7 protein-coding genes are annotated in these 15,039 nt (G+C 71.9%); all 7 read left to right on the top strand.

Annotation, left to right across the window (positions count from 1 at the left end; genetic code table 11):
• The first annotated feature begins 129 nt into the window (after nucleotides 1-129).
• The 7 genes from HS041_RS14885 (at nucleotide 130) to HS041_RS14915 (ending at nucleotide 15,038) form a co-directional block, all read left to right on the top strand.
• A complete protein-coding gene (locus HS041_RS14885) occupies nucleotides 130-2,895 on the top strand; it encodes a helix-turn-helix transcriptional regulator (RefSeq protein ID WP_196441274.1) in 2,766 nt (921 codons plus the stop codon).
• A gap of 230 nt (nucleotides 2,896-3,125) precedes the next feature.
• Nucleotides 3,126-4,076 (top strand): hypothetical protein, encoded by a 951-nt coding sequence (locus tag HS041_RS14890; RefSeq protein ID WP_196441275.1) that lies wholly within the window; start codon nucleotides 3,126-3,128, stop codon nucleotides 4,074-4,076.
• Nucleotides 4,077-4,157: 81 nt separating this feature from the next.
• Nucleotides 4,158-5,153: a DUF1702 family protein gene (locus tag HS041_RS14895; RefSeq protein ID WP_196441276.1), complete on the top strand. Its 996-nt coding sequence runs from the start codon at nucleotides 4,158-4,160 to the stop codon at nucleotides 5,151-5,153.
• 175 nt (nucleotides 5,154-5,328) lie between these two features.
• Entirely contained in the window at nucleotides 5,329-6,309 is a 981-nt protein-coding gene (locus HS041_RS14900; protein ID WP_255529971.1) for a DUF1702 family protein, read from the top strand.
• Nucleotides 6,306-8,282, top strand: a complete 1,977-nt coding sequence (locus HS041_RS14905) for a CRTAC1 family protein (protein WP_196441277.1) — start codon at nucleotides 6,306-6,308, stop codon at nucleotides 8,280-8,282. Before HS041_RS14900 ends, HS041_RS14905 begins: the two co-directional genes overlap by 4 nt.
• A 4-nt stretch (nucleotides 8,283-8,286) precedes the next feature.
• Nucleotides 8,287-9,258 (top strand): enediyne biosynthesis protein, encoded by a 972-nt coding sequence (locus HS041_RS14910; RefSeq protein WP_196441278.1) that lies wholly within the window; start codon nucleotides 8,287-8,289, stop codon nucleotides 9,256-9,258.
• On the top strand, nucleotides 9,255-15,038 hold the full coding sequence (locus tag HS041_RS14915) for a type I polyketide synthase (protein WP_196441279.1): 5,784 nt from the start codon (nucleotides 9,255-9,257) through the stop codon (nucleotides 15,036-15,038). The genes HS041_RS14910 and HS041_RS14915 overlap by 4 nt, the downstream gene beginning before the upstream one ends.
• Nucleotide 15,039 lies beyond the last annotated feature (1 nt).

Genomic DNA, 15,039 nt, shown 5'->3' on the forward strand with positions numbered 1-15,039 from the left:
CGCGTGCTTCCCGGAATCCCGGGAGACGCCCGCCTGACGAGGAGCCCGTGCGTGCCGGTCGCGGCGCGCGCGGCCGACCGGCAGGGGGACGTCCCGGCCGGCGCCGGCGGTATGCGACAGGAGAGGGTCATGGGTCTGATCGAACGGGAAGAGGAACTGGCCTCCCTCGAGGACCTCCTTTCCGGCGCGGTCATGGGCCGGGGCAGGATCGCCCTGGTCGGCGGGGCCGTCGCCACGGGGAAGAGCACGTTGCTGCGTGCGCTCACCGAGCAGGCCATCGAGCTGGGCGCCCTGTCCGTCACGGCGACGGGCTCGCGCGCCGAGCGCGAGCTGCCGCTCGGCGTGCTGCGCCAGCTGATCCAGGACGCGCCGCTGGTCGCCGCCGAGCGCGACCGGGCGCTGGCGCTGCTGGACGAGGGCGCGCGCGCGGCGGCCAGCTCCGACGGAGGCGCCGGTCCCCAGGTCGACGCCCAGGTCGTCCACACGCTCTGCACCGTCCTGCTCGACCTGGCCGAGCGCTACCCCCTGACGATCGTCGTCGACGACGTGCACCACGCCGACCGCGCCTCCCTGCTCTGCCTGGTCTACCTGGCACGGCGGGTGAGGAACGCGCGGATCCTGGCCGTGTTCAGCCACGCCGACGGGGAGGGGTACACCGACGCGTACTTCCAGACCGATCTTCTGCGCCAGCCGCACTGCCGCCGCATCCGGCTCACCCCGCTCTCCCGGGCCGGGGTGGCGGCGCTGGTCGCCGCGCGGGCGGGAGTCCGGCCGACCGAGCGGCTGGCCGACGAATGGTACGCGCTCAGCGGCGGCAACCCGCTGCTGGCCGGCGCGATGGGCGACGACCACGAGGATTTCGTCCGCGCCTCGGGCGAGCACCCCACCGGCGCCGTCGTCGGAGACCAGTTCGGCCAGGCCGTACTGGCGTGCCTGCAGCGCGGCCGGCCGCAGACCGTCCAGGTGGCGCACGGCCTGGCGGTCCTGGGCGAGACCGAGGGATTGGACCGGCTGCTGGACATCCCCGCTCCCGACATCAGCAGGGAACTGCTCTCCCTCGGCGCCGCGGGGCTTATCGACGCGGGGAACTTCCGTCACGAGGCCGTCCGTGAGGCCGTGCTCGCCGGGGTGGACGTCCAGGAACGGATGGACCTGCACCACCGCGCGGCGGAACTGACCTACGCCATGGGCCTGCCGCCGTCCGCGGTCGCCGGCCACCTCCTGCGGGCGAGCCGGGTCGACGCCCCCTGGGTCGTGCCGGTGATGGAGGAGGCGGCCAGGAGCGCTCTGCGTGACGGCCAGGTGGAGTCGGCGGTCGCCTACCTGAGGCTCGCGTGGCGCGAGTGCGCGGACGAGGCCCGCCGATCGAAGATCATGACGATGCTGGTGCGGGCCGAGTGGCGGATCAATCCGGCTGCGCCGGCAGGCCGCCTCGCCGAACTGGCCGAGGCGATGCACCGGGGCAGCCTGCGGGGCGGCGACGCCGTCGTGCTCGCGCGGGCCCTGCTGTGGCACGGCCGGTTCGACGACGCTCGTGACGTGTTCGAGCAGCTGAGCAGGTCGGACGCCGCCGACCAGGAGACGACCGCCGAACTCGTCGTCGCCCAGCTGTGGCTGCGGGCCACCTACCCGCCCTTCCTGACCCATCTGCGGCGCGCGGCGGGGGAGCGGGGGCTGGCGAGCATGGTGTCCGTGATGGTCAGTCAGCGCCTGGAGTCGACGCTCGCGCTGGCCGAGGTCCTCAGCAAGGGACCGCGCGAGGCGAGCATGAACGCCGTCGAGCGGATTCTGGAGGACTCCCGCCTCGACGAGATGACGCTGGACACCGTGGAGAACTCGCTGCTGGCGCTCACCTACGCCGGCCGCTGCGAGAAGGCGGCCCCCTGGTGCGACCTGTTCAGCGTCGAGGCGTCCTCGCGCCAGGCCCCGAGCCGGCAGGCCAGGCTGGCGGCCATCCGCGCCGAGATCGCGATCCGCCAGGGGGACATGCCCGCCGCCGAGCACCACGCGCGCATCGCGCTCGACATCATCCAGGCGAGCGGCTGGGGCGTGGCCGTCGGAGGGCCGCTGAGCAGCCTGATCCTCGCGCTGACGGCGATGGGCAGATACGACGCCGTGCGTGAGTACCTCGACTGGCCGGTGCCGGAGGCCATGTTCCAGACCCGGTACGGCCTGCACTACCTGCACGCGCGGGGCCGTCACAGCATGGCGACCGGATACTTCGCCCTGGCGCTGCGCGACTTCCAGCGCTGCGGCGAGCTGATGGCCGCCTGGAACCTCGACGCGCCGGGTCTGATCCACTGGCGGGCCGAGGCGGGCGAGGCGTGCCTGCGGCTGGGGCAGCCGCAGGAGGCCCGCCAGCTGATCCAGGCGCAGCTGGACGCCTGCGGCTCCGGAGCCCGCCGCAGCAAGGGGATCGCCCTGCGGTTGCTGGCCGCCACGTCCGAACCGGCGCGCCGCCCCGCGCTTCTGCGGCAGGCGACCGAGTACCTGCAGCTGGCGGGGGACAAGTACGAGCTGGCCCGGGCGCTGTTCGATCTCGTCGAGGCCTACGACGCCCTCGGCGAGCACCGCCGTGCCCGGACGATCGCGGGGCGGGCGCAGGCCGTGGCCAGGGAGTGCCGGGCCGAGCCGATGATCGGCCTTCTGGCCGGGGGGAACGGTGCCGTGCCCTCCCCGTCGCCCAGCGAGCTGATCGGCGGGCTGACCGATGCGGAGCGCCGGGTCGCGACCCTGGCCGCGGCGGGCTACAGCAATCGAGAGATCGCGGCGAAGCTCTACGTCACGATCAGCACCGTCGAGCAGCATCTGACCCGCACCTACCGGAAGCTGAACATCAGCCAGCGGGCCGACCTGCCGCTCCTGCTCGAGTTCGGTGACCAGGCCTCGATCTGATCAGGCGGAGGACCGCCGGGCATCACGGACGTTCCCGGAGCCGTGTCGCGCCTCCGCAGGGTGATTTCTTCTTGTGTGCTGTACCACGTCGGTTCTGCGGGGAATTCCTGCTGCTCGCGCTGATCGCGCAATTTGCAAAATGTCGGATCCGCCCTTCGGACGCATCCTGATGGAGGCGGGCGGCCGAGCATTTTGCCGTGAAGCCGGCCGGTAGAGCATAAGGAGAAGTGATGGGCAACAGTGTGATTCCGCGCCCGGGGACGGGGGTCGTCCCGGCTCCGGCCGCCGGTCGCCACTCACCGAGGCGCGGACTGGTCATCGTGCTGAGCAGCCTGGCGGGCTTCCTGCTCACGGTGGTCTGGTCCGCCGAGTTCGTCGACAAGACGATCGGCGGCGGCATCGCCGGCACCCTGCTCGGAGACGCGGCCGAGCAGCCGGCCGCGGGCGTCGCGGCGGGCGTCGTGTTCGCCTTCGTCAGCGGGCTGGCCGGCACGTTCACCGCCTGCAACATCGCCGTGTTCAGCGCAGTGACCCCCCTGATGGGCACCGGCGGCGGGGGCCGCCTCGCTCCGTTCAGGCCGCTTGCGTGGCTGTCGGCGGGCATGGTCACGGTGTCGGCGGTCTACGGCGCGATCGTGGGCGTCGCCGGCACCTCCATGCCGCAGTTCTCCACGGCGCAGAACGTCGCCGGGACCCTCTCCGCCCGCAGCATCCAGTCCATGGTGGTCTTCGGCGTGATCGGGCTGACGATGTTCTACCTGGGCCTGGCCGTCCTGGGAGTGGTGCCCGATCCGTTCGCCCGGATCGCCGGGCGCTTCCCCAACGCGCGGATGGTCTTCATGGGCGCGCTGGTCGGGGGTTTCCTGATCGGACGGCCTTTCCCGCTGTTCCGGCAGATGTTCCACGACGCGGCCGAGAGCGGCAACCCCCTGTACGGCGCCGCGGTCTTCGTCCTGCAGTCGGCCGGGAACATCGCGATCATGGCGGTGCTGTTCCTGGCCCTGGCCTACGTCGGCGGAGATCGCCTGCAGCGGTGGTTGCACGCCAAGCCCGGCCGGGCGGTGGTGCTGACGGCGTCGGCGCTGATCGTCGCGGGCGTGTTCACCTTCCTGTACTGGGACGTGCGTCTGCTGGCCCGTCGGGAGATCATCCCCTGGTACCCGATCGCGCCGTGGTCCTGAAACGGCCGTCCGCCCCTCCCGCGTTCCGGAGGGCGGCCGGCCGCCCGACCGCAAGGCCCGTCGGTTGATGAGGAGAGCACAATGTCATCGGTTTCCGGCTCGTTCCGCAAACTGGTCCTGGCACCGTCCCTGGCCGATGTGACTTTCGGCGCGCGCGGCTTCCCGGTCACCCCCTCGCCCGCCACCCGGCGGCTGGAGGCGATTCCACAGGCGGTGGTCTGCGGCTTCGAGTGGGGGATCGAGGCGCGCGGCCAGTGGGAGGTCGAGCGCAGGCTGAGCATGGTCGACGTCGAGCTGCGCGGTTTCGCCTACGAGGGCGCGACGATGGCCTTCACCGTCATGGACGCCATGGGCGGCGGTCGCGGCCGCCGGACCCGTGACCTGATGCTGGGTCCCGGCCGGCCGCACATCTTCCTCACCTACATCGGCATCGGTTTCGCCATGGCGCGCCTGCCCAGGGTTCTGTGGAAGAAGGTGGTCCCCGACCTGGAGGGATCGCCGTACCACCCGACGATGAGCTGGCTGGCGGTCGACGGTTACGGCTTCGACCGCGCCTACTTCGACACCAGGAGCTGGGTCGACGAGCAGAAGGCGCCCAGGCCCTACCCGTGGGAGGGGGCGCCGGACTACTTCCCGCGGGCGGTGGACCAGGGTGTCGGCCGCGCCCTGTGGTTCATCCACGGCGCGCGGGTGCCGGAGGTGGCAGCGGCCGTGCGCCGCTTCGCCGCCCACCGGCAGGCGGACCTGTGGAGCGGTGTCGGCCTGGCGGCCACGTTCGCCGGCGGCTGCGGGGCCGGCGAGCTGGCCCTGCTGCGCGGGGAGGCCGGGGAGCACCGTGCCGAGCTGGGGCAGGGGGCGGTGTTCGCGGCCAAGGCGCGGGACTACGCGGGGTTCGTGCCGCCGCACACCGAGGCCGCCACGGCCGCGCTCACAGGGCTGTCGGTCGCCGGTGCCGTCGCCCTCGCCGACGACACCGCGGTGGACCCGCGTGCTCCGGGCCGGGTCCCGCCGTACGAGACGTGGCGGCGGCGGGTGCGTGCGGGCCTGCCCTCGTCCGCGGACCGGATCTCTATATAAGCGTTCCCACTGTTCGCCGCGTTTATCGGCGCGGCGGCGGCAGAGCATTCCCTGAAATAGGTTACCGGAATTCGGGTTGGCATTTCTGGAGTGGACCCGACGCCGTTTCATATGGATATCTTTGTCACATATCTCCCTGTGTATCCGGGAGTGGCCGGGAGGGGTTGAGAGGTAAATGCCTGGTTCCCTGCGCGCGTTGAGACGGCGCATTCTCACGCCTGATGTCATGGAAACTAAACTTGAAAAGCGCGGATTCCATGTGAAGAACGACGAGGCTCGCGAACTACTGGAGAGGATCGGCGAGACGTTTCTCCGCGGGTACGCCCTGGCGGCGGAGGCGAGGACTCCGGCGGAGGCGGAGGAGCAGCTGGAGGAGATTCCCCCGAGGTTCCGGGGTTTCGCCTACGAAGGGGCCGGCATGGCCTTCACGATCCTCGACGCGCTGCCGTTCGGGAGCGGGCGCGGGGTTGACGGCTTCCTCCGCGGACGCGGGAACGCCCACATATACATGATCTACGTCGGGATCGGCTGGGGGATGGCCCGGCTGCCCAGGTTCCTGTGGCCGAAGAGCGCGACCCTCGACCCGTTGCTGTTGTGGCTCGTGCACGACGGATACGGCTTCCACCAGGCCTATTTCCACACCGAGCGGTATGTGACCCAGCAGTTCCAGGACTCCGGCTTCCCGTGGCCGGCGGGCCGGAACCGGGGGTACGCCGGCCGGGCGATCGACCAGGGCATCGGCCGGGCCCTGTGGTTCGTCGGCGGGACCGACGTCGAGAAGGTCGTGTCGATGGTCGAGAAGTTCCCCCGGGCGCGCCGGGCGGACCTGTTCAGCGGGGTCGGCCTGGCCGCGACGTACGCGGGCGGCGGCGCCGAGGACGAGCTGCGGGAGCTGAGGGAGCGCGCCGGGCACTACCGTCCCCAGCTCGCCCAGGGGAGCGTGTTCGCGGCCGAAGCCCGGGTCCGGGCCGGCCTGGTGGTGCCGCACAACGAGATCGCGACCCAGGTCTTCTGCGGCTCGACCCCCGAGCAGGCGGCACGGCTCAGCCTCGACACCCGGCCCGCCGGGGCCGTGCCCGGCGTCCTGCCGGCCTATGAGATGTGGCGGCAGCGCGTCGCCGATCAGCTTATATCCCTTGGAGGTGTTAGTCCGTGACCACGACAGCCGCCTGGCTGCGCCGGCAGACGGCGGGAATCGTCGCCCTGGCGCTGATGGTGACCGCGTTCGTAGTGGGCCGCCCGTATTTCGCGTCCGCGGCCGAGAAGGAGGACCTGGCCGGCGCGTACGCCTTCACTCCGCACAGCATCGCGCTGCCCGGGGGCTCCCCGATGCAGACGATCCGCAAGGTCAACAAGGACTACAAGAAGATCGACGCGTGGATCTCCTCGGTCGGCGCCGCGATCGCGATGGACGACCTGGACGGGGACGGCCTGTCCAACGACCTGTGCACCGTCGACACCCGGACCGACCAGACCGTGGTCACACCCGCTCCGGGCGACCGCGCCGACCGGTACCAGCCGTTCGCGCTGAACCCCGGCAGCCTGCCCATGGGCAAGGCGATGGCGCCCATGGGCTGCGTGCCGGGTGACTTCAACGAGGACGGGCGAGCCGACCTGATGGTCTACCTGTGGGGCCGCTCGCCGATCCTCTACCTGCGCAAGGCCGACGCGACCGGACTCTCCGGCGACGCCTTCCAGCCCACCGAGCTGGTGCCCGGCTCCGCGGGCGCCTACTCCGGACCGATCTGGAACACGAACGTGGCCACCGTCGCCGACTTCGACGGCGACGGGCACTCCGACATCTTCATCGGCAACTACTTCCCCGACGGCTCGCGCGTGCTGGACGACACGGTCAGCGGCGGTGTGGAGATGAACGACTCCATGTCCAGGGGGTTCAACGGCGGACGCAACTACTTCTTCCGCTGGACCGGGGGCAGCGGGGGCGCGCAGCCCTCGGCGACCTTCCAGAGGATCGACGGCGTCCTGACCGACGAGGTCTCCAAGGGCTGGGAGCTCGGGGCCACCTCCGTCGACGTGGACGGCGACCAGTTGCCCGAGCTGTTCCTGAACAACGACTTCGGGCCGGACCGCCTGCTGCACAACCGCTCCACCCCGGGTCAGCTGAAGTTCGCCGAGGTGGAGGGCACCCGCACCCCGTGGATCCCCAAGTCCAAGACGATCATGCACGACTCGTTCAAGGGCATGGGCTCCGACGCCGGCGACTTCAACAAGGACGGCATCTACGACTTCTTCGTCAGCAACATCACCACGCCCTACGGCATCCAGGAGAGCAACTTCCACTTCCTCTCCACCGCCAAGGACAAGGCCGACCTGCGCTCGCAGCTGAGCCGGGGCAAGGCGCCGTGGGAGGACTACAGCGCCCAGCTGGGGACCGCCTGGTCGGGCTGGGGCTGGGACGTCAAGATCGACGACTTCAACAACAGCGGTGAGCTCGCCATCGCCCAGGCCACCGGCTTCGTCAAGGGCAGCGTCAACCGGTGGGCGCAGCTGCAGGAGCTCGCGTCCGCCAACGACGGCGTCGTGCACAGCCCGCTGTCGTGGCCGGTCGTCGGCGCCGGCGCCGACATCGCCGGAGGCCAGACCCTCGCCTTCTTCGCCAAGGGCGAGGACGGGCGCTACGCCAACATCTCCGACCAGCTCGGCCTGGCCGTACCGGTGCCCACCCGGGGCATCGCGACCGGCGACGCCAACGGCGACGGACTGCTCGACTTCGCGGTCGCCCGGCAGTTCGACGCACCGATCTTCTACCAGAACACCAGCCCGTCCCCGGGTGCCTTCCTGGGCCTGCGGCTGACCCACGAGCCCGCGGCCGGAACCGGGACACCGGCGGACGGGGAGCTTCCCGGCGCCGGAACACCGGTGATCGGGGCGCAGGCGACGGTCACCACCGCCGACGGGCGCACGTTCACCGGGCGCGTCGACGGCGGCAGCGGCCACTCCGGCAAGCGTTCCAAGGAGATCCACATCGGTCTGGGCCAGAACGTGACCGGGCCGCTGCGGGTCCACCTGACCTGGCGGGACCGGACCGGACAGGCGCACCAACAGGATCTTCAGCTCACTCCGGGCTGGCACCGGCTGCAGCTCGGCTCACAAGCGAAGGAGAAGTGACGACATGGCAGAAAGAACGATCAGCCCTCCGCGTCACGACCAGAAGGTCATCACGGCTCTGCGCCGGTTCGCCATCTCGATCACGATCTTCAACATCCTCGGCTACACGCTCCTGGGCTTCGAGCAGGGATGGGCCTGGCCGCTGGTCGCCCTGGCCACCGCCTACACCACGGAGATCCTCCTGGAGGCCGTCGGCTCCCGGGCCGAGGGCCGGACGGCCCGCTTCCGCGGCAACGGCTTGCGCGGGCTCGTGGAGTTCCTCTACCCCGCGCACATCACCGGCATCGCGATGAACATGCTCATCTACGTCAACGACCAGATCCTGGTGATGATGTTCGGAGTCATCGTGGCGGTCGGCACCAAGTGGGTGCTGCGGGCGCCGGTGCGCGGCCGGCTGCGGCACTTCATGAACCCGTCCAACTTCGGCATCGCGATCATCCTGCTGCTGTTCCCGTGGGCCAGCATCGCGCCGCCGTACCACTTCAGCGAGAACGTCACCAACCCGATCGACTGGATCATCCCCGGGGTGATCATCGTCTTCGGCACCCTCCTCAACGCCAAGCTCACCAACCGCATGTGGCTGATCGGCGCCTGGGTGGGCGGGTTCGCGCTGCAGGCGGTCGTCCGGGGCCTGATCATCGACGACATCTCGATCCTCGGCGGCCTGTCGATGATGACCGGGATCGCGTTCATCCTCTTCACCAACTACATGATCACCGACCCGGGGACGACCCCGTCCAAGCCGCTGTCGCAGGTCGCCTTCGGAGGGGGAGTGGCCCTGGTCTACGGCCTGCTCCTCGGGATGAACATCCCGTACGGGATCTTCTTCGCGACCGCCATCGTCTGCCTGGTCCGAGGCGGCTTCCTCTGGTCGCTGCACATCGTCGGCAAAGCGCGCGAGCAGGACGCGGCCCGGGTCAGCGCCGCGGCGTCCGAGGTGCTCGCGCCTGTGGAGAAAGCGGTCGCAAAGGTATGACCAGGATCGCAATCGTCGGCATGGCATGCCGCTATCCGGATGCCGCATCACCCCGGGAACTGTGGGAGAACGCGGTCGCCGGTCGCCGGGCCTTCCGCCGTCTGCCCGACGTGCGGATGCGGCTGGAGGACTACTGGGACCCCGACCCGGCGGCCCCGGACCGCTTCTACGCGCGGACCGCCGCGGTCATCGAGGGCTACGAGTTCGACCGGATCTCCTACAAGATCGCTGGCAGCACGTACCGCTCGACGGACCTCACCCACTGGCTCGCGCTCGACATGGCGGGCCGGGCGCTGGAGGACGCGGGGTTCCCGAAGGCCGAGGGCCTGCCCAGGGACCGCACGGGCGTGATCGTGGGCAACACCCTCACCGGGGAGTTCACCAGGGCCAACCTGCTGCGGCTGCGCTGGCCGTACGTCCGCAGGACGCTCGCCGCGATGCTCAAGGAGCAGGGCTGGGAGGACGACCGGCTGGCCGGGTTCCTCGCCGACTACGAAACCATGTACAAGAGCCCGTTCCCGCCCATCGACGAGGACACGCTCGCCGGTGGCCTGTCCAACACGATCGCCGGCCGGATCTGCAACCACTTCGATCTCAACGGAGGCGGCTACACCGTCGACGGGGCGTGCTCGTCGTCGCTGCTGTCGGTGGTCACGGCGAGCAAGGCGCTCGTCGACGGCGATGTCGACGTCGCGATCGCCGGAGGCGTGGACCTGTCCATCGACCCGTTCGAGATCGTGGGGTTCGCGAAGACCGGTGCCCTGGCCAAGAGCGAGTTCCGGCTGTACGACCGGCACTCCAACGGCTTCTGGCCGGGCGAGGGCTGCGGAATGATCGTGCTGATGCGCGAGCCGGACGCGGTGGCGGCCGGGCACCGGATCTACGCCACGGTCGCCGGCTGGGGGGTCTCGTCCGACGGCAAGGGCGGCATCACCCGGCCGGAGGTCAGCGGGTACCAGCTGGCACTGAGGCGGGCGTACGAGCGGGCGGGTTTCGGCATCGAGACCGTCGCCCTGTTCGAGGGGCACGGGACGGGCACGGCGCTCGGTGACGCGACCGAGCTCAAGGCGCTGTCCGGGGCCAGAACCGCGGCCGATCCCGGGGCGGAGCCCGCGGCGGTCGGTTCGATCAAGGGAATGATCGGGCACGCCAAGGCGGCGGCCGGGGTGGCCGGGCTGATCAAGGCCGCGATGGCGGTGCACGAGCAGGTGCTGCCGCCGACCATCGGCTGCGTCGAACCGCATCAGGTGCTGACCGAGGAGCCCGCGGCGCTGCGGGTGCTGCGCAAGGCCGAGCCCTGGCCGGCCACGGCGCAGCTGCGCGCCGGCGTCACCGCCATGGGGTTCGGCGGCATCAACACCCATGTCGTGCTGGAGGGCACCGCCTCGCGGCGGCGGCTGCCGCTGTCGACCCGCACCAGGTCGCTGGCCTCGTCCCTGCAGGACGCCGAGTTGCTGCTGGCCGACGGCGCCTCGCCGCAGGCGCTGTGCGAACGGCTCGCCCAGCTGGCCGACTTCGTGACCCAGGTGTCCTACGCGCAGCTCGCCGACCTGGCCGCCACGCTCCAGCGTGAGCTGCGCGACCTGCCCTACCGCGCCGCCGTCGTCGTGTCCTCCCCCGAGGACGCCGAGCGGCAGCTGCGGCGCGTGCTGACGGCCCTGGAGTCGGGGGAGAGCAGCCTGTTCACCCCGGACGGCAAGGCCTTCGCCGGCCACGCGAGCGGGCGGGCCAGGGTCGGCTACCTCTTCCCCGGCCAGGGGTCGGGGCGCGGCACCGGTGGCGGCGCGCTGCGCCGCCGCTTCGCCGACGTCGAGGAGGTCTACACCAGGGCCGCGCTGCCGTCCACCGGCGACATGGTGGCCACCGCGGTGGCTCAGCCCCGCATCGTCACCGGCTCCATGGCCGGCCTGCGGGCGCTGGCGCTGCTCGGCATCGAGGCGGACGTCGCGGTCGGCCACAGCCTGGGCGAGCTCTCGGCACTGCACTGGGCCGGGGCCATGGACGAGGAGACCCTTCTGAGGGTGGCGACCGAGCGGGGCCGGGCCATGACCGAGCACAGCGCTTCGGGCACGATGGCCGGCGTCCGCGCGGCGCCCGACACCGTGACCGGCCTGATCGGTGACCTGCCCGTGGTGGTCGCCGGCTACAACGGCCCCCGCCAGACCGTCGTCGCCGGTCCGGTCGAAGCCGTCGAGGCGGTCGGGCGGGCGGCTGCGGAAGCCGGACTGACCTGGACCCGGCTGCCGGTCTCGCACGCCTTCCACTCGCCGCTGGTGGCGCCCGCGGCCGAGGCGCTGGCCGAGCATCTCGGCGGGGAACGGTTCGGCCCGATCGCGGGCCGGGTGGTCTCCACCGTCACCGGCGCGGCCCTGTCCCCCGACACCGACATCCCGGCTCTGCTGCGCCGGCAGATCACCGACCCCGTCCTCTTCACCCAGGCGGTGGAGCAGGCGGCCCGGGACGTGGACCTGCTGATCGAGGTGGGCCCGGGACGGGTGCTCAGCGGGCTGGCGGCCGAGTCGACGGACGTGCCGGCGGTCGCGCTGGACACCGACGGCGAGTCGCTGGCCGGGCTGCTGCGGGTGGCCGGCGCCGCCTACGTCGTCGGCGTCCCCGTCGTGCACGAGGAGCTGTTCCACGGCCGCCTGGTCCGGCCGCTGGAGGTCGGCGCCGAGTTCACGTTCTTCGCCAGCCCCGCCGAGCAGGCGCCGCAGGTGCCGGCAGGGGGCGGCGTCCAGCGGGTCGCGGGGCCGGCACAGGCCGGGTCCGCCGAGCCGGTCCCCGCGTCGCAGCCGGAGACGCGGCCGGAGGAGTCCACCATCGACCTGCTGCGCAGGCTGGCGGCCGAACGCGCGGAGCTGCCCCTGGAGATGGTGACGGAGGAGAGCCGCCCGCTCGACGAGCTGCACCTGAGCTCGGTCACGGTGATGCACATCATCGACCAGGCCACCCAGCAGCTGGGCGTGCCCGCCGGGCAGGCGCCCACCAACCTCGCCACGGCGAGCCTGCGCGAGCTGGGCGAGGCGCTGAGCAAGCTGGCCGCCGAGCCCCGCGACCGGGTGAAGAAGGGGGTGACCGGGGCGGCCGAGTGGGTCAGGCCGTTCGTCGTCGACCTCGACGAGCAGCCGCTTCCCGAGCGCACGGCGGCGCGGGAGACCGGGCGTTGGCAGGTGTACGCGGCACCCGGGTCTGCGATCGCTCAGCCGTTGCGCGAGGCCCTCGAACGCGGAGAGGTCGGTTCCGGTGTACTGGTGTGCCTACCGCCCGAATGCGAGCAGGAGCATCTGGAGCAGGCGCTCCTGGGAGCCAAGGCGGCTGCGGCGGGCGAGCCCGGCACCCGGTTCGTGCTGGTCCAGCACGGCCGGGGGGCCGCGGGGCTGGCCAAGACCCTCCATCTGGAGGCCCCCCAGGTGCGCGTCACCATCGTGCACCTACCGCCGACGCCCGAGGCGGTCGGCCGGGTAGTGGCCGAAGTGGCGGCCACCGCCGCCTACGCCGAGGTCCACTACGACGCCGACGGCGTACGGCGGGTGCCCACGATGCGGGCGATGCCGGTACGGTCCGCACGCGTGGAGCAGCCGCTGGACGCGACCGACGTGCTGCTGGTCACCGGCGGCGGCAAAGGCATCACCGCCGAGTGCGCCATGGCGGTGGCCACCGACAGCGGCGCCGCGCTGGCCGTGTTCGGCCGGTCCGACCCGGCCGACGATCCGGAGCTCGCCGCAAACCTGCGGCGCATGGCGGACTCCGGCCTCAGGGTGCACTACGTGCGGGCCGACGTCACCGACGCCGGACAGGTGCGTCGCGGGGTGTCCGAAGTGGAACGGGCGCTCGGACCGGTGACCGCGGTGCTGCACGGCGCGGGCCGCAACGAGCCCGCCGGCCTGACGAGCCTGCACATGGACGCCTTCCGGCACACCTTCGCCCCCAAGGTCGACGGCCTGCGCAACGTGCTCGACGCGGTGGAGCCCGGACGGCTGCGCCTGCTGGTGACCTTCGGCAGCATCATCGGCCGGGCGGGCCTGCACGGTGAGGCCCACTACGCGACCGCGAACGAGTGGCTGGCCGACCTCACCTGCGAGGTGGCCGAGCAGTATCCGGGCTGCCGCAGCATCTGCATGGAATGGTCGGTCTGGTCCGACGTCGGCATGGGCGAACGGCTCTCGGTCCTGGAGAGGCTGGTCAGCCAGGGCATCACGCCGATCTCGGCCGAGCGGGGCGTGCAGATCATGCGGCGCCTGGTCGCCGACCCCGACGCCCCCCGCGTCGTGGTGATCAGCGGGCGCACGCAGGAGGTCGGCACCGTCGGCTACGACCTGCCGCCGCTGCCCCTGCTGCGGTTCGTCGGCAGGCCGCTGGTCCGCTACCACGGCGTGGAGCTCGTCTCGGAGGTCGAGGTGAACGTCGGCACCGATCTCTACCTCGCCGACCACTTCCTCGACGGGAACCTCCTGTTCCCCGCGGTGTTCGGCATGGAGGCCATGGCGCAGGTGGCCGCCGCGACCACCGGGCGCGACACCGTGCCGGTCATCGAGGAGGCGCGGTTCCTGCGCCCGATCATCATTCCGCCGGACGGCAGCACCACGCTGCGCATCGCCGCGGTCGTCACCGACGACGACACACTGGCGGTGACGATCCGCAGCGCCGAGACCGGCTTCGATGTGGACCACTTCCAGGCCCGGCTCCGCCTCACCGGGGACAGCCCGGCGGCGGGGCCTCCGGAGCAGGCCGGTGACGGCCTGCCCGCGGTGCCGCTGGACCCGGCCACCGAGATGTACGGTGACGTGCTCTTCCAGGGCAAGCGGTTCCAGCGGCTCGGCCGCTACCACCGCGCCGCGGCCCGCCACGTCGACGCGGACGTGGCGGCTCTGGAGACCGGAGACTGGTTCGCCGCCTTCCTGCCGGACCGGCTGCTTCTCGGCGACCCGGGCATGCGGGACGCGCTGATGCACGGCAACCAGGTCTGCGTGCCGGACGCCACCCTGCTTCCCACCGCGGTCGACCGGGTGCACCCCGGCGGCTCCGCGCTCGCCGAGGCGGCGGAGCTGCGCTACTGCGCCACCGAGCGCGGCCGCGACGGCGACAGCTACGTCTACGACATCGCGGTGCGCACACCGGCCGGCGAGGTCGTGGAGAGGTGGGACGGCCTGCGCCTGCAGGCCGTACGGAAGAAGGACGGACGCGGCCCGTGGGTGGCTCCGCTGCTGGGCTCCTACCTGGAGCGGACGCTGGAGGAGCTGGTCGGGGTGCGAGCCGCGTTCGCCGTCGAGCCGTACCAGCCGGACGACCCGCGGGACGAGCGGACCCGTACCGCCGTGGCCGTGGGCCGGGCCCTCGGCCGCCCGACCGAGGTCGGGTACGGTGCCGACGGCACGCCGCGGATCGACGGCGGGCCGGCGGTCTCGGTCGCCCACGGGCCGGGGATGACGCTGTGCGTGGCGGCCGAGGGAACCGTGGGATGCGAGGTCGCGCCGGTCACCGGCGGGTCCGCGGAGACCCACCGGGACCTGCTCGGTGCGTACGCGTCGCTCGCCGAACAGGTCGCCGCGGAGACGGGCGAGGCCCCGGAGACCGTGGCGGCGCGCATACTGGCCGCGCTCACCTGCGTGCGCCGGAGCGGTCTGTCATCCGACGCGCCGCAGCTGACCCTGGCCCCGGCCAAGCGTGACGCGTGGGCGGTCTTCGCCGCCGGGGATCTGCGGATCGCGACGCTCGTCACGTCGGTGCGGGGTGTCCAGGACCCCGTCGTCGTGGCGGTTCTCACCGAAGGGCGGTCATAGG

This window comes from Planomonospora sp. ID67723, assembly GCF_015711605.1.
In the GTDB taxonomy this organism is placed as follows: domain Bacteria; phylum Actinomycetota; class Actinomycetes; order Streptosporangiales; family Streptosporangiaceae; genus Planomonospora_A.